The 22,841-nt window shown below is 39.9% G+C and carries 18 protein-coding genes; 6 read left to right on the forward strand and 12 right to left on the reverse strand.

Annotated features, from left to right (window positions below; genetic code table 11):
• Positions 1 to 30: 30 nt before the first annotated feature.
• The 4 genes from cmk to gyrA form a co-directional block, all read right to left on the reverse strand.
• Positions 31 to 741: a (d)CMP kinase gene (cmk, locus tag GQR45_RS10085; RefSeq protein ID WP_165725808.1), complete on the reverse strand. Its 711-nt coding sequence runs from the start codon at positions 739 to 741 to the stop codon at positions 31 to 33.
• Positions 742 to 847: 106 nt separating this feature from the next.
• Positions 848 to 2,125, reverse strand: a complete 1,278-nt coding sequence (gene aroA, locus GQR45_RS10090; RefSeq protein ID WP_024590150.1) for a 3-phosphoshikimate 1-carboxyvinyltransferase — start codon at positions 2,123 to 2,125, stop codon at positions 848 to 850.
• The gene (serC, locus tag GQR45_RS10095; RefSeq protein WP_010552860.1) at positions 2,125 to 3,207 is read right to left on the reverse strand and encodes a 3-phosphoserine/phosphohydroxythreonine transaminase; all 1,083 of its coding nucleotides are present in this window, start codon (positions 3,205 to 3,207) and stop codon (positions 2,125 to 2,127) included. Before serC ends, aroA begins: the two co-directional genes overlap by 1 nt.
• Positions 3,208 to 3,528: 321 nt before the next feature.
• Positions 3,529 to 6,228 carry a DNA topoisomerase (ATP-hydrolyzing) subunit A gene (gene gyrA, locus GQR45_RS10100; RefSeq protein ID WP_007583046.1) on the reverse strand — a complete coding sequence of 900 codons (2,700 nt, stop codon included), beginning with the start codon at positions 6,226 to 6,228 and terminating at the stop codon, positions 3,529 to 3,531.
• A 176-nt stretch (positions 6,229 to 6,404) separates the two neighbouring features.
• On the opposite strand from gyrA, the gene ubiG reads away from it, so the two are divergent.
• The 5 genes from ubiG to yfaE all read left to right on the forward strand — a co-directional run bounded on the left by ubiG (position 6,405) and on the right by yfaE (position 11,954).
• Positions 6,405 to 7,115 (forward strand): bifunctional 2-polyprenyl-6-hydroxyphenol methylase/3-demethylubiquinol 3-O-methyltransferase UbiG, encoded by a 711-nt coding sequence (gene ubiG, locus GQR45_RS10105; RefSeq protein ID WP_008171708.1) that lies wholly within the window; start codon positions 6,405 to 6,407, stop codon positions 7,113 to 7,115.
• Positions 7,115 to 7,795, forward strand: coding sequence for an HAD-IA family hydrolase (locus GQR45_RS10110; RefSeq protein WP_165725809.1), 681 nt, complete (start codon positions 7,115 to 7,117; stop codon positions 7,793 to 7,795). Before ubiG ends, GQR45_RS10110 begins: the two co-directional genes overlap by 1 nt.
• 408 nt (positions 7,796 to 8,203) lie before the next feature.
• A complete protein-coding gene (gene nrdA, locus GQR45_RS10115; protein ID WP_007583040.1) occupies positions 8,204 to 10,486 on the forward strand; it encodes a class 1a ribonucleoside-diphosphate reductase subunit alpha in 2,283 nt (760 codons plus the stop codon).
• A gap of 65 nt (positions 10,487 to 10,551) precedes the next feature.
• Entirely contained in the window at positions 10,552 to 11,682 is a 1,131-nt protein-coding gene (gene nrdB / locus GQR45_RS10120) for a class Ia ribonucleoside-diphosphate reductase subunit beta (protein WP_007583038.1), read from the forward strand.
• Entirely contained in the window at positions 11,682 to 11,954 is a 273-nt protein-coding gene (gene yfaE, locus GQR45_RS10125; protein ID WP_165725810.1) for a class I ribonucleotide reductase maintenance protein YfaE, read from the forward strand. The genes nrdB and yfaE overlap by 1 nt, the downstream gene beginning before the upstream one ends.
• Positions 11,955 to 12,026: 72 nt before the next feature.
• Here yfaE and aldA read toward each other — a convergent pair whose 3' ends face one another.
• From aldA to GQR45_RS10140, 3 genes are read right to left on the reverse strand one after another with little or no spacing between them, the layout of a single operon-like run.
• Positions 12,027 to 13,475, reverse strand: coding sequence for an aldehyde dehydrogenase (aldA, locus tag GQR45_RS10130; protein ID WP_165725811.1), 1,449 nt, complete (start codon positions 13,473 to 13,475; stop codon positions 12,027 to 12,029).
• A gap of 4 nt (positions 13,476 to 13,479) precedes the next feature.
• Positions 13,480 to 14,244, reverse strand: a complete 765-nt coding sequence (locus GQR45_RS10135) for a 2,5-didehydro-3-deoxy-L-galactonate 5-reductase (RefSeq protein WP_165725853.1) — start codon at positions 14,242 to 14,244, stop codon at positions 13,480 to 13,482.
• A gap of 31 nt (positions 14,245 to 14,275) precedes the next feature.
• A complete protein-coding gene (locus GQR45_RS10140; RefSeq protein ID WP_165725812.1) occupies positions 14,276 to 15,298 on the reverse strand; it encodes an alcohol dehydrogenase catalytic domain-containing protein in 1,023 nt (340 codons plus the stop codon).
• Positions 15,299 to 15,588: 290 nt separating this feature from the next.
• Here GQR45_RS10140 and GQR45_RS10145 point away from each other — a divergent pair, with 290 nt between their 5' ends.
• Positions 15,589 to 17,544, forward strand: coding sequence for a CRTAC1 family protein (locus tag GQR45_RS10145; protein WP_165725813.1), 1,956 nt, complete (start codon positions 15,589 to 15,591; stop codon positions 17,542 to 17,544).
• Positions 17,545 to 17,635: 91 nt separating this feature from the next.
• Here GQR45_RS10145 and GQR45_RS10150 read toward each other — a convergent pair whose 3' ends face one another.
• The 5 genes from GQR45_RS10150 to GQR45_RS10170 form a co-directional block, all read right to left on the reverse strand.
• Positions 17,636 to 17,839 carry a hypothetical protein gene (locus tag GQR45_RS10150; RefSeq protein WP_165725814.1) on the reverse strand — a complete coding sequence of 68 codons (204 nt, stop codon included), beginning with the start codon at positions 17,837 to 17,839 and terminating at the stop codon, positions 17,636 to 17,638.
• A 140-nt stretch (positions 17,840 to 17,979) separates the two neighbouring features.
• Entirely contained in the window at positions 17,980 to 18,177 is a 198-nt protein-coding gene (locus GQR45_RS10155) for a hypothetical protein (protein ID WP_007583024.1), read from the reverse strand.
• Positions 18,178 to 18,320: 143 nt separating this feature from the next.
• On the reverse strand, positions 18,321 to 20,639 hold the full coding sequence (locus GQR45_RS10160; RefSeq protein WP_165725815.1) for a beta-galactosidase: 2,319 nt from the start codon (positions 20,637 to 20,639) through the stop codon (positions 18,321 to 18,323).
• Between the two features lie 64 nt (positions 20,640 to 20,703).
• Positions 20,704 to 22,260, reverse strand: a complete 1,557-nt coding sequence (locus GQR45_RS10165) for a LamG-like jellyroll fold domain-containing protein (protein WP_165725816.1) — start codon at positions 22,258 to 22,260, stop codon at positions 20,704 to 20,706.
• A complete protein-coding gene (locus GQR45_RS10170; protein ID WP_007583017.1) occupies positions 22,257 to 22,841 on the reverse strand; it encodes a sigma-70 family RNA polymerase sigma factor in 585 nt (194 codons plus the stop codon). The genes GQR45_RS10165 and GQR45_RS10170 overlap by 4 nt, the downstream gene beginning before the upstream one ends.

Here is a 22,841-nt window from a genome sequence, read left to right on the forward strand (position 1 = left end):
ACTGGCATCCTGCTGGCGCATAAAATGTGTTTAGCTTCGTTTAGGAAGCTTACCTTCAGAGATTGCAATATCGAATAAAGTCATTACCTTATCAAACACTTGCTGTGCATTGAGTTCGCTAGTATCAAGCTCAATAGCATCATCTGCAGGTACAAGCGGAGCAACGGCACGATTCATATCGCGCTCGTCACGAGCTTGAATGTCCTGTAATAGACCACTTAGTGTAACATCAAGACCGCGCGTATTCAACTCAACAAAGCGTCTACGAGCACGCTCTTCTGCACTTGCTGTTAAATATATTTTTAACGGCGCATCTTGAAAAACCACAGTGCCCATATCACGGCCATCGGCAATTAAGCCGTTTTCAGTGCGAAATGCACGCTGGCGACGTAATAACGCTTCACGAACGCGAGGTAATGCTGCAACTTTTGATGCTGCAGCGCCTACTTCTTCATTACGAATAGTAGTAGTTACATCTTCGCCTTCTAAAATAACTTTTCCTGCATTAGTTTGGCTATCTACCAAAAACTGCACATCTAAATTTGCAGCAAGAGGGACAAGCCCTTCTTCATTGTCTAATGCAATTTGGTGATGAAGTGCAGCTAAAGATAAAACGCGATAAATCGCACCGCTATCTAATACATCCCACCCTAACTTGTCGGCTAACAAGCGACAAACAGTTCCTTTACCTGAACCACTTGGGCCATCAACGGTGATCACGGGCATTAATAACGCCTGCATTTAAAACCTCCTGCAATGCACACCTAAATAAACCGCGACATTATACGTCAGTTATTAAAATATATCTGCTATTAGTGTGTAACTTTTGTAATTACTTCTAATTAGCTTATTCACTTACTGATGCTAAAACATTGAAAAATGTAGGAAATGTTTTATAGGTACACTTTGGATCATTAATCGTTATTGGCTTTCCACCAACGGCAACCATTGCAAAACACATGGCTATACGGTGATCGTCGTAAGTGTCTATTGCTACATCGTTGAAGTGTTTAGGCGGTGTAATTTCTATAAAGTCATGCCCTTCTACCACTTCTGCACCTACTTTTCTAAGCTCAGTTGCCATCGCATATAAACGGTCTGTTTCTTTTACTCGCCAGTTATAAATGTTACGAATGGCAGTTGGGCCTTTAGCGAAAAGAGCAACAGTTGCAAGGGTCATAGCAGCATCAGGAATTGCATTAGCGTCAATATCTACGCCTTTTAATTCGCCTTTGCGAACAACTAAACGCTCATCATACCAATCGATTTTTGCGCCTACTTGCTCCATTACTTTAGCAAAGCCTATATCACCTTGAACTGATTTAGCACCCACGCCTTTAATTTCAATCTCGCCGCCAGCAATTGCAGCCGCAGCAACAAAGTAAGAAGCAGAAGATGCATCGCCTTCAACCATAATTCGTTCGAGTGATTGATACTGTTGACCACCTTTAACTTTAAAAGTTGCATAATCACTGTGTTCAACATTAACACCAAAACGTGCCATTACATCAAGCGTAATATCAATATAAGGTTTAGATACTAAAGTACCTTTAATCGTTATCGTTGTATCACCGCTAAATAATGGCGCTGCCATTAATAGAGCCGTTAAAAATTGACTTGAAATACTACCGTCAATTTCAACCTCACCACCTTTTATTTGACCACCTACAATTTTAAGTGGTGGATAGTCTTTGTGTTTTGTATAGGTAACATCACCACCAAGCGCTTGTAGAGCATCAACTAAGTGCCCTATCGGACGCTCTTCCATACGTGGTTCGCCTATTAGCTCATACTCACCAGCAACGGCAGCAAGTACAGCCGTTAAAGGTCTGTAAGCAGTACCTGCATTACCTAAAAACAAGGGCTCAGTAGGTGTATTAAACACACCACCAACTCCCTCTACGGTCGCTACAGTGTGTTCATCATTTAAAGTTACATTTACACCTAATAACTTTAAAGCACCCAGCATATGGCGTATATCGTCACTATCAAGTAAGTTTTCTACAACGGTGGTACCGTTTGCCAGTGCTGCTAATAATAAAATTCTGTTCGATAGACTCTTTGAACCTGGTAGGGTTACCGTACCATTTACTTTAGAAATAGGTTCTAAACGGAGCTGCTCCATTAGCTGTGCTCCTTTGCAAATGCAGCCATAAAATCTACAAGTGCTTGAACACCTTCAAGAGGCATAGCGTTATAAATACTTGCGCGCATACCGCCCACAATTCTGTGACCTTCAAGTGCAAGTAAACCGGCCTCGTTTGATTGAGCAACAAATTTGCTATTTAAGCTTTCATCGTTTAACCAAAATGGAACATTCATGCGTGAGCGGCAATGTTTAGCGACTATATTTGAATAAAAATCTGAGTTATCGATAAAATCATACAGTAAATTTGCTTTAGCAATATTTTGTGCTTCCATGGCTTTTACACCACCATTGCTTTCAAGCCATTCAAATACTTCAGCCGCTAAATACCAAGCAAAGGTAGGTGGGGTATTAAACATACTGCCCTGCTTTGCTTCAAGTGCGTAATCTAAAATACCAGGCTTTGGCAAACCTTCGCGCTCAAGTAATGTTTTACGAACAATAACAATTGATATGCCCGATGGACCGATATTTTTTTGCGCACCAGCGTAAATCAAATCAAATTTATTAACGTCTATCTCACGCGATAAAATAGTTGAAGACATATCAGCAATAATCGGAGCTGTTGGGTGGCTTGGTACATCAAAAATCTCTAAGCCATCGACAGTTTCATTAGGGCAATAGTGGATGTACGCAGCGTCTTCTGGTAATTCCCAGTCAGCAACGTCTTTAATTGAAAACTCACCATCAGCATCATTACGGACATCCGTAAAAGACGTTTGAGTAAACTTATTCGCTTCATCTCTGGCGCTTTTCGACCATACGCCATTCTCGCAATAAAACGCTGTTTTGCCTTCTTGGTGTAAGTTTAATGGCACAGCACTAAACTGGCCACGACCACCACCATGCATAAACAGCACTTCAAATTCATCACTAATATTCATTAGGCGACGAAGGCTAGCTTCACATTTAGCTGTAAGCGCTAAAAACTCTTTACTACGATGGCTAATCTCCATCACAGACACACCTAGGTCTTGCCAATCTAGAAACTCTTTTTGCGCTTTTTTCATAACCGCTTGCGGAAGCATAGCTGGCCCCGCACAAAAATTATATTTACTCATTACCTTTGCCTCATTCCAGTAATTTAACTACTAAGCATGAACATTTAATACCAATCCGCTAAACCTTTAAAATTTAATGAATAATACCAATCCGCAATAATACTTAATCATTTTGCGGGGCTAAACGTGTCGCTACTTGCGTTAAAAAATTCTCATTTAGAACAACTAAATAGCGAATTTTTTGCCTAGCTATCAACACGTTTTTCCACCCTCAAAATAGATCTCTTAATTAAGCGAATTGGTATGAGTATAATTTCACACCCTATTAATTTTTTTCAACAACATTAAAAAAAGCGGCCAAGGCCGCTTTTTCAATATCAATTATTCTGAAGGAGGATTATCATCCGCTACTTCATCAATAACCGTATCTACTGTTTCAACGTCTTCAATATCAATTAAGTCACTTTCTGTAACTTCAATCTCTTCTATACGTTGTAAACCAACTACTTGCTCTCCGTCAATAGTTCTGATCAAAATAACACCTTGTGTGTTACGTCCAACCGTTGAAACTTCATTAACGCGAGTTCGTACTAAGGTACCACGATTCGAAATAATCATTATTTCATCGTTGTCATCAACTTGCACAGCACCAACAACAGCACCGTTACGTTCACTCACCTTAATTGATACAACACCTTGTGTTGCACGGCTCTTAGATGGGTAATCTTCAAGTTGTGTACGCTTACCGTAACCATTTTCAGTTACCGTTAGAATGGCACCGTCAGTTTTTGGTACAATTAACGATACTACGCGTTGCTCGTCTGGCATTTTAATACCACGAACACCTGTAGCAGTACGACCCATTGGGCGAACACCTTTGAAGCGAATCTCAGGGTTACCTTCTTCGTCTAATACCGGGTTGCCGTTTTCATCAACAACTGTTGTTTCTTCAGCTTCTTTGAAGCGTACAACTTTACCTGCATCAGTGAACAACATAATTTCGTTGCTACCATCGGTAATATCAACACCAATCAAGCTATCGCCATCATTTAAGTTAACAGCAATAATACCGCTTGCACGTTGACGACTGTAAGCCGTTAATGGTGTTTTCTTAACTGTACCGAATGCAGTTGCCATAAAGATATATTTATCTTCTGCGTACTCGCGTACTGGCAATATAGCAGTAATACGTTCATCAGCTTCAAGTGGTAACAAGTTAACAATTGGCTTACCGCGCGCTGCACGACTTGCTAGTGGTAACTGATACACTTTAAGCCAATATAAACGACCGGCCGTAGAGAAACATAAAATAGTATCGTGTGTATTTGCAACTAACAGACGTTCAATGAAATCTTCATCTTTCATCTTCGTTGCTGACTTACCTTTACCACCACGACGCTGTGCTTCGTAATCAGACAATGCCTGATACTTCACATACCCTTCGTGAGAAAGCGTTACAACAACGTTTTCTTCGGTAATTAAGTCTTCAAGGCTGATATCGTGAGCCGCTGCATTAATCTCGGTACGACGTTCGTCGCCATACTGCGCTTTAATTTCAACTAGTTCGTCACGAATAACTTCCATTAAACGCTCAGGTGTTGCCAAAATATAAAGTAGCTCAGCAATTAACTCTAACAACGCTTGATATTCAGTTAAGATTTTTTCGTGTTCAAGACCAGTCAGCTTGTGTAAACGCAAATCTAGAATTGCTTGAGCTTGTTGCTCAGAAATATAGTATTGACCGTCGCGAATACCTAAATCATCAGCAAGCCAATCTGGACGGGCTACATTATCTTCGCCTGCTTTTTCAAGCATACCTTGTACATGACCTAATTCCCACGGACGTGCAGTTAAAGCAATTTTAGCTTCAGCAGGTGTAGGTGATTTACGAATAAGCTCGATAATTGGGTCAATGTTTGCAAGCGCAATTGCTAAACCTTCAAGCGTATGAGCACGGTCACGCGCTTTGCGTAAATCAAACACGGTACGACGAGTTACTACTTCACGGCGGTGAATAATAAACTCTTCAAGCATTTCTTTTAGATTAAAACACTTAGGTTGGTTGTTAATTAATGCAACCATATTCATACCAAACACAGTTTGTAACTGAGTTTGTGAATACAAGTTATTTAAAATAACTTCGCCTACGTCACCACGTTTAATTTCAATAACGATACGCATACCGTCTTTATCTGATTCATCACGTAGTGCACTAATACCTTCAATTTTCTTATCTTTAACAAGCTCAGCAATTTTTTCAATTAAACGGGCCTTATTAACTTGATAAGGAATTTCGTGAACGATAATTGTTTCACGGCCTGTTTTTTCATCGGTTTCGACGTCGGCGCGTGCACGCATGTACACTTTACCACGGCCAGTTAAATAGGCTTGTTCAATGCCTTTTTTACCGTTGATAATTGCAGCCGTTGGGAAATCAGGACCAGGAATATAATCCATTAACTCTAAAATAGTTAAATCAGGATTTTGAATAAGTGCCAAACAACCGTTCACAACTTCAGTTAAGTTATGTGGTGGTATATTTGTAGCCATACCTACTGCAATACCCGACGAACCATTCACTAATAAATTAGGGACTTTCGTAGGTAACACGTCAGGGATGAACTCAGTACCGTCGTAGTTAGGAACGAAATCAACCGTTTCTTTTTCAAGATCGGCTAATAACTCATGCGACATTTTTGCCATACGTACTTCTGTATAACGCATTGCCGCTGCTGAATCACCATCAACCGAACCGAAGTTACCTTGGCCATCTACAAGCATATAACGTAGTGAGAATGGCTGAGCCATACGAACTATCGTGTCATAAACTGCACTGTCGCCGTGTGGATGGTATTTACCGATTACGTCACCGACCACACGGGCCGATTTTTTGTAAGGCTTGTTCCAGTCATTACTAAGCTCGTTCATTGCAAACAAAACGCGGCGATGAACAGGTTTTAAGCCGTCACGTACGTCTGGTAATGCACGTCCTACTATTACGCTCATTGCGTAATCTAAGTAGGAGTTTTTTAACTCGTCTTCAATATTGACTGGCAGAATTTCATTGGCGAGATCAGTCATTTGATATCACATTCCTTCAGTATCAGCTCTCAACAACCCGGTATTGGGTATTAAGAGTATTGTTATTATTTCTAACAGCCATGCTATCACAATTAATTTTAATTTACAGGCGCAAAACTTTGCGATTTATCAATTTAGCCCTATATAATGGCCTCAGATTGACGAGGAAGTATTTTATGACCGAACATCAAAATGTAGATCACGCAGAAATAGCAAAATTTGAAGCCATCGCTGAGCGTTGGTGGGACCTAGACGGAGAATTCAAACCTCTTCACGAAATTAACCCGTTACGTTTAGACTTTATAGCAAACAAAACGCAAGGCCTATTCGATAAAGAAACACTCGACGTTGGCTGTGGTGGCGGTATTTTAAGCCAAAGCATGGCGCGCATGGGCGCAAAAGTAACTGGCATCGACATGGGGCAAGAGCCTTTAACTGTTGCTAAGTTGCACAGTTTAGAAACTGGCGTAAATGTAGATTATATAAAAGTGCCTGCAGAAGAGTTTGCAACACAGTACCCTGAGCGCTTTGATGTAATAACGTGTATGGAAATGCTTGAACACGTTCCCGACCCAGCATCTATCATTCATGCCGTAGCCGCACTTGCCAAACCAGGCGCAGACGTGTTTTTTTCAACCCTGAACAAAACACCTAAAGCATACTTATACGCTATTGTTGGCGCTGAAAAACTCTTAAAAATGGTGCCTGAAGGTACACACGACCATAAAAAGTTTATAAAGCCTGCACAGCTTATTGCATGGGCAGAGCAAGCCGGTTTAAAAGTTCGTGCAAGTACAGGGCTTTCTTATAACCCACTATCAAAGCAATATACGCTCAATAGTGACGTTAGCGTAAATTACATACTTTATTTTGAGAAGTTAGCTTAATGGCTAACTCTCAAGCCCCCCTACCCCTTATTGAGTACGATGCATTTTTATTTGATTTAGACGGCACCCTACTCGACACCGCTGATGATTTAGGTGCCGCTTTAAACGCAGTCCTTATTAACAATAAAATAGAACCTGTTAGTAGTGATATATACCGTCCTGCGGCATCTAACGGCGCAGGCGCATTATTAGAGGCTGGTTTTAAAGAATTATGGGCTAAACAACCCCAAAGCGAGCTTATAAAGCAATTAGTTGACGAGTACGCCACAAACATAGCAAATCACACACGTTGCTTCAGCGGAGTTGAATCGTTACTTATCGCCCTTGATCAGAAAAAGATCAAATGGGGGATCATGACTAATAAACCAGGGTTTTTAACCGATCCTTTAGTGGCAGCTATTCCCGCATTAAAAAATGCCAGTGTGGTAATAAGTGGCGACACATTAGCTGAAGCGAAGCCATCACCTCTACCACTGCTACACTGTGCAAAGCTTATGCAGGTAGAACCAAGCCGTTGTTTATACATTGGTGATGCACAACGTGACATACAAGCAGGCAAAGCGGCAGGTATGCATACCGCAACGGCACTTTGGGGTTACATCCCAAGTAAAGATGAAGCGATAGCTTGGGAAGCCAATTTTAACTGGCTAAGCCCAATTGATGGTTTTAACCATATATAGTGCTATGTTAATTATTAAACACTATATATTGTGATTGTGTTAGTTTTCACACAAAGCTTGCTGATAAAAAAAGCAGTCAAAATTTATTTTTAAAATGAGTAAATTTAGCAGATCATTAGTTGATTTTTGCATATTTCAACTTAAATGATTGTTCGAAGGTGAGTGTCTACTAACACAAATGCGTTATCCCAAAGTTATCCACAAACAGGGGCAATTATGTCCCTTGCAAAACAACTCAGACCACACTATCTTGTGATCTCTAAATTGAACAACACCAGATATTGTGGCCAAATGTTATTCAATTAAATTCGCCAATACGGTGAAACCTATAATAAATGAGTATGTACCTTGCTTCGGCGAGGCATAAAGCATTGGTCAAAATACATAATTCCCAAGGAATACAGGCAAATGAACCAACAGTTATCTGTAAGCAAACGTGACGGGCGCAAAGAGCCTCTTGATCTGGATAAGATCCATCGCGTTATTGAATGGGCCGCCGAAGGTTTAAGCAACGTTTCGGTTTCGCAAGTTGAATTAAAATCGCACATTCAGTTTTACGACGGTATTCGTACTAAAGACATTCACGAAACCATCATTAAAGCAGCAGCGGATCAGATTTCAAAAGAATCGCCTGATTATCAATACTTAGCTGCACGTTTAGCTGTATTCCATTTACGTAAAAAAGCGTACGGTCAATTTGAGCCACCACGTTTATTTGACCACGTAACAAAAATGGTTGGCGATAAACGCTACGATGCTCACTTATTAGTAGATTACACAGAGCAAGAATTAGACGAGCTTGATGCATATCTTGATCATTCTCGCGATCTTAACTTTAGCTACGCGGCTGTAAAACAGCTTGAAGGTAAGTATCTCGTTCAAAACCGTGTATCGGGTGAAATCTACGAAAGTGCACAGTTTTTATATATTTTAGTAGCAGCGAGCTTATTCTCTGACTACCCAAGTGAAACACGCGTTTCTTACATTAAGCGCTTTTACGACGCAGTATCGTTATTTAAAATATCTCTACCAACGCCAATTATGTCGGGTGTACGTACGCCTACTCGCCAGTTTAGCTCGTGTGTATTAATTGAATGTGGCGATAGCCTTGATTCAATTAACGCTACATCATCTGCTATTGTTAAATACGTTTCACAACGCGCAGGTATTGGTATTAATGCTGGTCGTATTCGTGCGCTAGGTAGCCATATTCGTAACGGCGAAGCGTACCACACAGGTTGTATTCCTTTTTATAAGCACTTTCAAACAGCTGTTAAAAGTTGTTCACAAGGTGGTGTACGTGGCGGCGCTGCAACATTGTTCTACCCGCTTTGGCATTTAGAAGTAGAGAACCTACTTGTACTTAAAAATAACCGTGGTGTAGACGACAACCGCGTTCGTCACCTAGATTACGGCGTACAGTTTAATAAACTAATGTACTCTCGTTTAATTAAAGACGACTACATTACGTTATTTAGCCCATCAGATGTGCCTGGTCTTTACGATGCATTTTTTGAAGACCAAGCTGAGTTTGACGCGCTTTACGTAAAATACGAACAAGATGAGTCTATTCGTAAAAAACGCATTAAAGCCATTGAGCTTTTCTCTATGTTTGCGCAAGAGCGTGCAAGTACAGGTCGTATTTATTTACAAAATGTGGACCACTGTAATACACATAGCCCGTTCATTGCTAAAGTTGCGCCTATTCGCCAATCTAACTTATGTTTAGAAATTGCATTGCCAACTAAGCCACTTAATAACGTAAATGACGAAGAAGGCGAAATTGCCCTTTGTACACTGTCTGCGTTTAACTTAGGTGCAATAGAATCACTTGATGAGCTTGAAGAGCTAGCAGAACTTGCAGTACGCGCACTTGATAACTTACTTGATTTCCAAGACTACCCAGTACCGGCTGCTAAAAATGCAACTATGGGTCGTCGAACGTTAGGTATAGGCGTGATTAACTATGCATACTACCTAGCTAAAAATGGTAAGCGTTATTCAGATGGCAGCGCAAATGCACTGACTCATAAAACATTTGAAGCGATTCAATACTACTTGATGAAAGCATCAAACGAGCTTGCTAAAGAACGTGGTGCCTGTCCTAAGTTTAACGAAACAACGTATTCACAAGGCATTATGCCAACAGATACGTACAAACGTGATTTAGATAAAATTTGTGATGAGCCACTTCATCTTGATTGGGATACACTGCGTGCAAATATTAAAGAGCACGGTATGCGTAACTCAACACTAAGTGCGTTAATGCCATCAGAAACATCGTCGCAAATCTCTAATGCAACAAATGGTATTGAACCACCACGTGGACATATTAGCGTTAAAGCAAGTAAAGACGGTATTTTAAAGCAAGTTGTTCCTGAGTATGAGCGTTTAAAAGATCAATACGAGCTACTGTGGGACATTCCATCAAACGATGGTTACTTGCAGCTTGTTGGTATAATGCAAAAATTTGTAGACCAAACAATTTCTGCAAATACAAATTATGATCCAAACAAGTTCGAAGGCGGTAAAGTACCTATGCAAGTCTTATTAAAAGACTTACTAAGCGCGTACAAACTAGGTGTTAAAACCTTGTACTACCACAATACTCGTGATGGTGCCTCAGATATGCAAGAAGATACTCCAGAAGTGGAAGATGATGATTGTGAAGGCGGCGCGTGTAAAATATAACTGCTGATTTTTATTTTAAGCGGGCATTAAGCCCGCTTTTTCTGATAGTTTTTTGAGTGATAAACATGTCTTATACTACTTTTAGCCGAAACCATAATAACCAAATGCAAGAGCCAATGTTTTTTGGCCAAACTGTAAACGTATCTCGTTACGACCAACAAAAATACCCAATTTTTGAAAAATTAATCGAGAAGCAACTGTCTTTCTTTTGGCGTCCTGAGGAAGTAGATGTAAGTAAAGACCGTTTAGACTTTCAAGCGTTACCCGATCACGAAAAGCATATATTTTTAAGTAACCTAAAATACCAAACTTTGCTTGATAGTGTGCAAGGTCGCTCGCCAAACGTTGCCCTACTCCCTATTGTATCGCTACCAGAGCTTGAAACATGGATAGAAACGTGGGCATTTAGTGAGACGATTCACAGCCGCTCATACACACATATTATCCGTAACGTAACACAAGCGCCTGAACTTATTTTTGATGACATTGTTAGCAACGATAAAATTAGCGAACGTGCCGATGCCGTAACTAAATACTACGACGACTTAATCAACTCTGTATCGCTTTACAATTTATATGGTGAAGGCAAACACGAGATTAACGGTAAAACTGTTATCGTGAATTTGTTTGAGCTTAAAAAGAAACTTTACCTAGCTATGATGTCGGTAAATATTCTTGAAGCGATTCGCTTTTACGTAAGCTTTGCATGTTCGTTTGCGTTTGCTGAGCGTGAACTAATGGAAGGTAACGCTAAAATCATCAAGCTTATTGCGCGCGATGAAGCACTTCACCTTTCGGGTACTCAGCATATTTTAAACATTATGCAAGACGGTAAAGATGACCCAGAAATGGCGATTGTTGCAGCTCAGTGCCGCGACGAAGCGATTAAAATGTTTGTTGATGCTGCAGAGCAAGAAAAAGAGTGGGCTGAGTATTTATTTAAAGATGGTTCAATGATTGGCTTAAATAAGCATATTTTATGTCAGTACGTTGAATACATTACTAATGCACGTATGACTGCCATTGGCTTGCCAGCACAGTTTGAAAATAACAGTAACCCTATCCCATGGATAAACTCGTGGTTAGTGTCTGATAACGTGCAAGTAGCGCCGCAAGAAGCAGAAATTAGCTCATACCTTGTTGGTCAAATAGACTCTCAAGTTGATGCATCAGAATTTGGTGATTTTGATTTATAATGAGTGACAAGTCTACTGCAAGCATAACGCTTGCAGAAAACAGCCAGTGTGTAGAATTTACCGCTGGCTGCCCTTCTCTTTTACAGTGCTTAGAGTCCATGAAAATAGACGTCGCATTCCAATGCCGCGAAGGTTACTGCGGCGCCTGTAGAGCAACGTTAGTGTCAGGTAGTGTTGAATATAACGAAGAGCCACTTGCGTTTGTGCGCGAAGGCGAAATACTCCTGTGCTGCTGTAAACCCAATGGCAACGTAAGTATTAATTTAAAGTAATTTTCTGACAAATAAAAAGCCAATAATGAAAACGTTATTGGCTTTTTTCTTAAGGTGCATTACGGCTAAGTTTTATTTTTCTTTCAAATAAACGGTTTTCTTCTCTAGATATTGCTCTAAACCAAATTTACCATCTTCGCCGCCAAAGCCGCTCTGTTTCCAGCCATTATGAAAACCTTGATGCTGCTCACCCATACCACGGTTAATATAAACTTCACCCACTTCTAACTCGTTAATTGCTTTATTAATATCTGAAAAGTTTTGCGTAAATATATAAGCGCTTAAGCCATAAATACTGTCGTTACAGTATTTAATCGCTTGATCCATATCTTTAACTTTGACAATTGGGAGTACTGGCCCAAAAGTTTCTTCGTGCACTGCAATGTTATCTTGCTTAACGTCTACAAGTAACGTTGGTTCGTACCAACAACCACCTTCGAAACCCTCAACAGAAGCAACTTTACCACCAGTGGCGACAGAAGCGCCTTGTTGAATACTTTGTTGAACTATGTGATCAATGTTGTCTATTTCACGTTGATTACATTTAGGACCCATTTGTGTATCTGGGTTCATAGGATCCCCAACACGAAGTGCTTTTACAGCTGGTATAAATTTAGCCATAAACGCATCGTACACAGACTCTTGAACATATAAACGCTCAACACAGGTGCATACTTGCCCGCAGTTAGCAAAGCGACCCCAAAGCGCACCTTCAACAGCCTCATCAAGGTCGGCATCGGCCATAACAACCATCGGGGCTTTACCGCCAAGTTCAAGCATTACAGGCGTCATATATTCTGCGCTAGTTTTATAAATTTGCTTACCTGCAGCAGTAGAGCCTGTCATGGTGATCATTTTAGTAATTGGGCTTTCACACAATGCTTGGCCAACAACAGAACCTGATCCATTAATAACGTTTAGCACGCCAGCAGGAATCCCCGCTTCGTTTGCTAAACGACCCAGCTCGGTGGTTGCTAAAGGTGTTTCTTGAGTAGGTTTTAATACAATAGAGTTACCTGTAATCAACGCAGGTCCAATTTTACGACCAGCCAATGCCAGCGGAAAATTCCACGCAGTAATACCAACAACTACGCCACGTGGCACTTTATGAATGTATATTTTTTCATCTTCGTTATCTGAAGGTAAAATATCGCCTTCAATAGTAAGTGCATGGTCGCATGCATAGTCAATAAAAGTCGCTGTTACGTCGACTTCCATTTGTGCAACTGATAGCAATTTACCTTGCTCTGCAACAAGCATTGGTGCAAGAATATCTTTATTTTCACGAATTTTATTAGCAAACACGCGCAATATATTTTGACGTGTGCGAGCTGTCAATTTAGCCCACCTTTTCTGGCCTACATTCGCTGACTCAAGTGCATACTGCGCATCTTCTATACAGCCTTTTGGTATTTCACCAATTTTTTTACCCGTAGATGGGCTTAATATTTCAATGGTGCCACTTACTTTAGAAGCGACATATTCACCATTTATAAAATTCACATTATTATGAAAGTTCATTGTGCTATCTCCCCATCCATCCGCCATCAACCAATAAAATAGCGCCGTTTACATAACTAGCAGCCTCAGAAGCCAAGAACACTGCGGGCCCTTTAAAGTCTTCAGGATTTCCCCATCGACCTTGTGGAATGCGCGCTAAGATGGCTGCATTACGCTCTTTGTCATTGCGTAATGCTTCAGTGTTATCGGTATCAATGTAACCTGGCGCAATGGCATTTACATTAATGCCTTTGCTAGCCCATTCATTTGAAAGCGCCATAACCAATTGCCCAATAGCACCTTTACTAGCTGCGTAACCCGGTACTGTAATACCACCTTGAAAGGTAAGCAAAGAAGCTGTAAAAATAACTTTACCCTCGCCATGTTCTATCATTTGTTTGCCTATTTCGCGGCTTAAAATAAATTGAGCATTTAAGTTAACTTCAATCACTTTATCCCATAAATCATCACCATGCTCAGCCGCAGGAGCACGTAGGATTGTACCTGCATTATTAACTAAAATATCAATTTTTGAAAAATCACTTTTTACATCATTAATAAAAGAATAAAGCGCATCACGATCACCAAAATCACATTGGTAGGCTTTAAAGTTTCGGCCAAGGGCTTTAACTTCTTTTTCTACTTCTGAGCCTTCAAGCTCTAAGCTTGCAGATACACCAATAATATCAGCGCCAGCCTGCGCTAAACCTAGTGCAATACCTTTACCAATACCGCGCTTACAACCTGTAACTAAGGCTACTTTGCCTTCTAAGCTAAATTTTTCTAGCATCTGATTCATTTTCATACCTTTATAATTTTTATTATTGTGGATTACATTCAACAAGCGCTTTCATGCCTTCTGGATTTCCATCCATACTCGCAAATGCACTACCAATATCAGTTAACGAACTAACCGAACTAATGAAAGGTTTAAGATCTATTTGGCCCGATGAAATTAATTCGATAGCCCAATCAAAATCGGCCGCTTCGTATACACGTGCACCTAATAACTCCAACTCTTTCCAAAAGAATTGAAATAAATCGATTTCAGGTTTAACACTGTGAATGGCCACCATTACTATACGACCCCGACGCCCTGCTATTTCGGTCATAGCCTCTATTGCGGGTTTTACGCCTGATACTTCAAATACAACATCTGCACCTTTTGTTTGTGTCCAACTGTCTACATAGGCAGCTAAATCTTCTTCAATGGGATTAACCGATTTAACACCTAGCTCATCGGCAAAAGCACGGCGGCTTTTGTTAGGCTCAGACACGAGTACTTCTGCACCAACACTTTTAGCAACCGCAGCAACTAATTGCCCAATTGGCCCGCCACCAAGTACAACCACTTTCTCACCCGCTTGTAAGCGCGAGCGTCGTACATCATGGCACGCAACCGATAAAGGCTCTATTAATGCACCTTGCTTTAAATCAACGCCTGCTGGTAATTTATGCAAAGTACGCGCTTTAACTGTCCAGCTTGACTGAAAAGCACCTGGTGTATCTATTCCCATAAACTTTAAATTTTGACAAATATGCGTATGCCCCGCATTACACGTAGGGCAATCGCCACACCAATCTAATGGGCGTACTACCACGTTTTCCCCTACAGCAAAGCCTTCAACGCCTTCACCTATTTCTGCAACAACACCTGATATTTCATGGCCAATTGTTTGCGGAATAGACACTCGTTGATCCATCACACCATGGTATATGTGCATATCAGTACCGCAAATCCCAACGTATCCAACACTCAATCTAATCTCACCCGCTTTAGGTTTAATAGATGTGCCTTCAACAATGTTAAATGACTTGTTACCTATATATTGTGCAGCTTGCATATTTTTATACCTTCAAGAATGTTTAATTAAATAGTAACCAAGTAATGCATCATTAAAACAATGCCGATACGAGGAATATCAAAGTGAACTATCACACCTTAATATGGTTTATTGTTAACAATTTACACCTAGGTATGTTGTTTGTAAAGCCACTCTTAATATTTAATATAACTTCAGAGCAGTAAAGCGGGCCTGTTAAAAACATTAAGGCTTGAGTAATAAAATTTACTTGTATGTTTTACTTCCAACCTATATTGTCAACAATTAACACAATGTAAAGAGGGACTATAGTGATTAAAAACAAAAAATCAATTCTTAGCTTACTGATAATTAGCGCTATAAGCTTAGCGGGATGCAGCCAAACCACACAAACGCCCAGTAGCCAAACAAGTAATAACGTTGTATTTTCTGATGTGTCTGAACAAGCAGGCTTAATAACACAAAAAAACTGGAAGTATGGCGGCCCTACCATTGCCGATATAAACAGTGATGGTCATTATGATCTGCTGCTAACAAATCACGACACCACCCCTATTCGTTTATTTATGGCAAATGGAGATGGCACATACACACTACAAAACGATATTTTTCCACGAGCAGATCTACACGGTATGTCGGCCGGTGATTACGACAACGATGGCGATCTCGATGTACTTATTGCACTAGGCGGTGGAAATGGCACCACACCTCAACCCCAGCGACTACTTAAGAATAATAATGGTAAATTTGAAGATAAAACTGTTGAAGCTGGCTTATCTAAAATGGGGGCTCGCGGGCGCTCTGTGCGCTGGGTTGATGTAGATGCCGATGGTGATCTTGATTTTATACAAGTAAACGCCGAAAAATTAATTCACGAAAACTCACCACGAAATATCATTTTTGAAAATCTCGGTAATGGAAAGTTTACTTATCACCCATCAGCTACTTTTGAAAATATAAAAGCCGAGCGTGTATTATTAACCGATTACAATAACGATGACATACTCGATATTTTTGCTTTTGATGGATACAACGATTTAACTATTTATCAAGGTAATAACGACTTTACCTTTGCCAATGTTACTAAAGATCTATTAGGTACAAATAGTGAAGCCTACAAAGGCACGCTCGCAGTTGCACAAGCTGATATAGATAACGACGGCGATATGGACTACTACCTTGCTCGCGGAAAGCTAAGCTACGCTATCGCTAATAACAGTCTATCGTTTAATAAAGGCAGCAAACGGCTAGACCTGCGTGATGAAGGTAATAAAAGCCACGATGGCATAACACTCATTACCGACAACACAAACTCAGGAAGTCTTATACTAAGTGACTTTTATCACTTCCCGCGTGCCAAGCTATTAAGCCAAATGGATGTATACATAGGTGAGAAAAAAGAACTAATAAATACACCTAGTAAAAACACCACCATTAGCCAGAAAAAAGCGCAAGGGTTTCCAACTAAGCTTGATAAAACCGGCTGGTACATTGGGTATTTAGGGAATAATAAATGGCGAGTGGAATGGGTACTTACCGACAACCTTGCATGGGATGTACGCGCATCATTCAAAAATGTAAAAAACTATCAAAGCGATTGGCAACCACAAAACCTCGCCCTTCCTGATGTATTACTACGTAACGATAATGGTAAGCTGGTTGATATTTCATCTAAATTAGATGCATTAACAAACAGTAATAACTGGGGAGTTGTACCCGGCGATTTTAATAACGACACAAAAATAGACTTTATGGTCTATCGCTTTGGCGAACTAAAAGAGCGAGTTGCTGATGTTTTACTCATTAACCAAGGTGATTACAACTTTAAAGCAACAATCACTCATAACGCCGATACCGAACGTGGCTTAGACTCACACGGCGATATGGGAGCCGCATTTGACTTTAACCTAGACGGAAAACTCGACCTACTAAGCGGAGATGAAGATAACGGCCAATGGCATTTATATAAAAATACCACTGAGTTAAGTCACGCCCACTTCACCCTTATTAGAGTTGGATACTCAAAAAGTGGGGTTGATCCGTATGGTGCAAAAGTACAAATTAAAACAGCAACTGCGAACCAATATCAAGTTATTGGCTCACAAAGTGCTACTCACTCGCAAAGCTTACTTAATATTGTACATTTTGGATTAGCACAAGCAGATTCAATTTCATCAGTTATCGTTACATGGCGAGATGGCAGCTCTGAGCTTTTAAATAAACAACCTGCAGATCAATTAATAAGTATTGGTAACTTAAATAACTGATCTATAGACGCGACTTTCATGGCCCCCTTAATTAAGCGAATAACGACAGGGGGCTTGTTTTACCAATTCAATATTCTGCTTATTTAACTGCTCAAAAAAACTTATCTATCTGTACTTTGTATTCCCATGGTTGCTGCAATACATTATTCGTATTGTGTTTATTCCACTCATTCCAAAGCTTTGCTAATTTCGCTTGTTCAGCAGGTAATGTATCAACCAAGATATGTCCTAGAGTTTTATCACTAACTTTAAGTGCGTTAAGCTTATCTAATACGACAACAATCGGGCGATCCATAGCAAAATTCGTCGCAGCTAATACTCCCCCTCGCCTATAAAATGTGCAAACTGAGCTTAAGCAGCATCCGTTGCTTACTCGGCCTATAAACCGCTGAAAGCGATAATACAGCAAAGAAAGGTTGTTTATTTGGCGACTGATTAATCAGTAAAATGACTGGCTTGAGTCGCAAGTGTATCCACTAAGTACCCTTCGTGTTCAGCATAGTGTTTAAAGTCTCGCTCCATCTTTTGAGAAGGGTAAGCCTGTTGTTCTGCTTTACCATATGAAAAATAACCACGCGCGCCATCACGAAAACAAAAGTTATCAAACTCTCGCTGAGTAGCGATGATATTCATCGTGATTACCTTGAAGCCTATGCGGTAGGATTTAATAACTCAGCGTACTTTTCAACGGTATTTAAAAAACACACCGAGTTATCATCAAAAGAATACCAACAACAATGCCAATTAAAGTCATCGATGAGGGCAGTTAAATGAGTTTATTTAATTTCCACATCACCATAACGCTGCTGATACAAAGATTTATGAACTTGTTTAGCCGCTTCAACTAATTCTGGGTATGGAATGTCTGTTGTTGTTACAAATCCAACATTATAATTTTCGCCATCATACGCCCGACCGGTAATTGGCGAATCAATATATTGGAACCAGTGAGCACCAATTAAATACGGATTATCAATAACCGTTTTCATATAGGTTTTGTACATATCAGCACGATCGCGTTGATTAGCAGCATGGATAATGCCTGGATTCGGTTGACCAGTATCACCTGAACCAATGTGAAATTCCCCAATAATCGTAGGCATATCTAGTTCTTTCAACATATCCCATGTCATCGGGTCTAGTCCTTCACGATAATAATTATAACTGATCACATCGGCATACTTCTTAGCAGACCAGCGAGCTTCTGGCGATGTCCCCCAAGAAGTAAACCTCGCGCCCATATATAAATGGTCAGGCAATACTGATTTTAAAGAATGATTTACAACCTTAAAATATTCATCGGAGAAACGAGTTAACAACCACGACAAATCGGCAATCATAGCGTTATTAAAATTACTGTCTTTTTTATAGTTAACGCCAGTATTATTAAATACTTCCCATGACTTAATATTTCTATTCCATGCCTTATTTAGCTGGCTAATGGTTTTATACTTTTGTTTTAACATATCACTGAACACTGATTTGGTCGGGCTATTCGCAGTCGTTTTAGATAGTGCATCAAGTACAATGCCATAACGTAAGGTTGTTGAGCCCTCTCCTCCCCAGCTCATTTCGTTATCAATAAACACCCCTATACACCAAGGGTTATTTTGTACTTCTTGGGCAATAACTTGAGTGGTTATGTTCGCTCTTTTAACAAATTCAGGATCGAAAGCGTCAGGCATGGCTCCCCAATAATCAAAACCAGAACTCAACCTTTTAAAGTCGCCGATGATCCACCCATTCGCAAAATAGGGAACTTGTTGATTATTATAAAAACTAGCATCGGTCCAATTCCCAAATGAAGTAAAGCCCCAATCTTGCATTCTTTTTAAGGTTACTTCGCGCCATTTATCGATATAAGAATCTGGGTATTGCTGAGCATAACGACGTTCTAAATTTGCTTGGTAAAAGCTAAAAACTTCCCCATGTTGGATTGGTCCAAGATGAGATGAGCGCTTGTAACTATAGTGATTTGCCAACTTATCATTATACTGTGGTAGCCAATTAAACATGGCTCTTCGGTCTGGATAAGCGATGTAGGCTGATTTTTGATATTTAGCTAAATTACTATTTAAGCCCTTTGAATCTTCTGGCGTTACATCATCAGGGTCACGCGCTCTGACCGCATCATCGCGATAATCTACACCTGTAAATGTTGTTGTGTTAGCCATTCGCGCGTTGGCAATACCTGAGGAAAAAAACAAATAACCTTCGGGGTCAACTAACGCCCATTTGCCATTTACTTTTTCCGTACGAAAAAAACCTGTTGCCTTTAACTTAGGCCCTTGCTTCCAACCGCCAAACTTACTTCTATCAGCCCGCGGGGTTACTTTCGACAAATCATTTAACTCTTTATTTGCGATTGCTCTTAATTGTTGTTCAGAGCTGACCTTTAACGGGTAGTTGACCTGTGTAGATTGACCAAATTTATCGACGATGTTTGTTAAAAAATCTGGTTTTGCATCGGGTATCGTTTCGAATCGTAAATTATCAACGGTTACAGCCGTTGGATTTATTTGAGTTTCTGTATAGATAGCGATACTTTCAACTTGGCTAAAATCTACATTGAGTTTAGCGCCTCTCAAGATCATTTTTCGTGCGGTTGTTTTAAAGCTAGCAGGAGTGTCTCTGAGTCCTGTATCAACATTTAAAGTCTGGGAGTTGAGCTCAAAATATAATGTAGCGTGCTCGTTAGTTGTTAGCCCAATTGTACGTCTTTGGACTTGTTTATCTTTACCTGTGATATTCACACTGAGCATCACTGGAAAGTCGCTTACGTTTGAAACATCGAAAAATAAAGCGCTATTGCCCAAAACACTCAGATCCCATAACTTATTCGGTTTGAGTGTGATCCCAGAGAATTTATGCTTAGTGGAAAACGAAAGCTCTAATGCTTTATTTTTATTTTTAATTACTTGTGTCGTTTTTATATTTTTATTTGTTAGTTTATAACTGTTACTAGCGTGCTCAAAATCGTCAATTAAAATAGTCTTGTTATCGTGTTGCAAGTCAAATTCCCTTGCAACACCTTCACCGCTTAAAACTAACGTTGAGTATACAAAGATAGATAAGCATCTAATTATTTTATTCATTTTATTACCTTATACTTTAACGAGTAATAGGTAATGTTATGAAAACGCACTCTGACACATATTTTTATTCATTTAATTGGTTATGAGTCATTAGTTGAATTATTTGCTGTTGATTCAACGCCGCTTCTACTACATAAAGCTCATCGAGTCCGCCTTTAAAGAACATTTGCTTCTCATGTATTGCGCCTTCTATGTAACCAATATTTTTTCCTATCGTCAGTGGCCGAGAGGATGGGTGCTGTAAATTTGTTGCGACTTTAGCGATTGACTTTTTCTGCGTTTTTTCAAGCTTACCATCAACATATAGCAAAACATGTGTCGCTAAGTTACTCTTTAGTCCACCGTATAAAACCACTGCAATATGGTGCCACTCATCATCTCGCAGATCGGTATTACCCACAATTTGAGCATTATAGGTCCCTATTCTGATCCTACCTAAAGGCCCGTCAATTAACTCTGGATTAGGGGAAATTTGCCACGCTGAATAATCTTGCTGTAATCCCCAGCTCACAATGCCGTATGCATTTTCAGGTAAAAAATCACTAGGTACTTTGAGCCAAAAGGCGACCGTTCTGGGGTTATCACTGCCAACACCAGGGTACTGTGTTTCTAACCAATTATTTTCACCATTAAAGCTGATTGCCTTATCATACACCCCAGCTACTTCTGTTAACGGTTCATCAATGGGTGATTTATCTTTGGCTACATACTGCTGCCCATCAATACCACGGCCGCTGGAGAGATAATTATGTTGCTGCTTATCATCAAATGACCAATGTAATAAGTGAGGCTCTTCTATTGAGTCTCCAGGTAATACACGCATAAAATCAGAAGGTACGCTAACAAAGCTGGTAATTTGATGATTTAAATCAAACGCTAATGCCTGATCTTTTTTCACATGTTGATAAGACTGCGTTTTATTGCCACGCGCTTTTATTTCACCATCGAGCACATGTACTTGAGATTCACCGCTATTAGACACTTCGACGCCAAATTCTGTGCCTAAATCTATTATCTCTGAACTTGGGGTATCAACTCTAAAGCCAATTGCATTTTGTGGTACTCGGGCCACTAACTTACCATGATGAAGCGTTACTTTATCTCTGGATTGCAAATTCACTTTAACCGGCGCTTCTAAAACGAGTACCACGCCATTTTCGAGTAAAATTTCACTGTAACCATGCTCAAGAATAATATCTCCTTGACCTAATTGACTGCCAACAGAAAAATTAGCGTTATGCGAAGCAGTCATTTTTGTGACTTCAGCAAACTTATTTGTGTAGTCCAAGTGCTCTGCCAAAAATATAACGCTGACAAAAAGCATAATACTTGCAGCAAGCGCATACGGGCTTGAAAACCAGCTCATTGTACTTTTCGGCCGAATCGTTTTTTGTTGCTCGCTTAGTTTTGCCATTACACTACGGGTAAAATTGTCTGGTCGCGTATCCGATTGATGATGTGCTTTTAATAAACGTTCACTCGTCACATATTTACTCACTTGTGCAAGTAAATTAACATCATGCTGACAGGCTTCAAGCAATTCGTCGGCAACATCTTCGCCAGCCAAATACGCGGCTAATAGCTGTTGTTGGTGCTTCGTCATTTGTTCAGTCATGCTCATCGTTGCTGCTGCTGTATTCTTTTATCAATACATGTTTTCAATGATTGACGAATTCTAAATAAGCGCATAGTCATAGTAGAATGTTTATCTTCATATTTTCGACATAGCTCAGCCAATGAAACGCCTAATGTGTAATGTTCAGTTAATAAATTGCGCATTTTCTCGCTTAATTTTTCAAGGCAAATAGTTAAATTATCAAACATATCAAGCTCGACCCCTTCATGGATATTTTCATCAATGTGTTGATTTATTAAGTGCTCTAACTCATCAGCGCTGCCTAATGCCACAGCTCGGTGTTTACGTTGATGGTTTTTTAATAAATAAGCAGCAATCCCCCTCAACCAAGCTAAAAAGGAACTTTCACTGTTAAACTCAGCGATTTTTTTAAAAGCAATAATAAAGGTCTCTTGTGCTAAATCTTCTGCTTCGTGAGGGGTATTTAGTCGAATAACTAAAAAGGCCCTCACAGCAGACTGATAACGCTCAACTAACAGAGAATATGCAGCAACATTGCCTTGTAATATATCGTCAATTATAGAACCATCACTTTTACCATCTAACGATATTATATTTTCTTTCAA

The sequence above is a fragment of the Pseudoalteromonas sp. SA25 genome (assembly GCF_011378705.1).
GTDB lineage: Bacteria > Pseudomonadota > Gammaproteobacteria > Enterobacterales > Alteromonadaceae > Pseudoalteromonas > Pseudoalteromonas arctica.

Coding starts and splice junctions, on each gene's coding strand:
- GQR45_RS10165 (WP_165725816.1), bottom strand. CDS start 22,260: ATGAGCATGACTGAACAAATGACGAAGCACCAACAACAGCTATTAGCC.
- cmk (WP_165725808.1), bottom strand. CDS start 741: ATGCAGGCGTTATTAATGCCCGTGATCACCGTTGATGGCCCAAGTGGT.
- GQR45_RS10135 (WP_165725853.1), bottom strand. CDS start 14,244: ATGCTAGAAAAATTTAGCTTAGAAGGCAAAGTAGCCTTAGTTACAGGT.
- aroA (WP_024590150.1), bottom strand. CDS start 2,125: ATGGAGCAGCTCCGTTTAGAACCTATTTCTAAAGTAAATGGTACGGTA.
- gyrA (WP_007583046.1), bottom strand. CDS start 6,228: ATGACTGATCTCGCCAATGAAATTCTGCCAGTCAATATTGAAGACGAG.
- nrdB (WP_007583038.1), top strand. CDS start 10,552: ATGTCTTATACTACTTTTAGCCGAAACCATAATAACCAAATGCAAGAG.
- serC (WP_010552860.1), bottom strand. CDS start 3,207: ATGAGTAAATATAATTTTTGTGCGGGGCCAGCTATGCTTCCGCAAGCG.
- ubiG (WP_008171708.1), top strand. CDS start 6,405: ATGACCGAACATCAAAATGTAGATCACGCAGAAATAGCAAAATTTGAA.
- nrdA (WP_007583040.1), top strand. CDS start 8,204: ATGAACCAACAGTTATCTGTAAGCAAACGTGACGGGCGCAAAGAGCCT.
- GQR45_RS10150 (WP_165725814.1), bottom strand. CDS start 17,839: ATGGATCGCCCGATTGTTGTCGTATTAGATAAGCTTAACGCACTTAAA.
- GQR45_RS10155 (WP_007583024.1), bottom strand. CDS start 18,177: ATGAATATCATCGCTACTCAGCGAGAGTTTGATAACTTTTGTTTTCGT.
- GQR45_RS10140 (WP_165725812.1), bottom strand. CDS start 15,298: ATGCAAGCTGCACAATATATAGGTAACAAGTCATTTAACATTGTTGAA.
- GQR45_RS10160 (WP_165725815.1), bottom strand. CDS start 20,639: ATGAATAAAATAATTAGATGCTTATCTATCTTTGTATACTCAACGTTA.
- aldA (WP_165725811.1), bottom strand. CDS start 13,475: ATGAACTTTCATAATAATGTGAATTTTATAAATGGTGAATATGTCGCT.
- yfaE (WP_165725810.1), top strand. CDS start 11,682: ATGAGTGACAAGTCTACTGCAAGCATAACGCTTGCAGAAAACAGCCAG.
- GQR45_RS10110 (WP_165725809.1), top strand. CDS start 7,115: ATGGCTAACTCTCAAGCCCCCCTACCCCTTATTGAGTACGATGCATTT.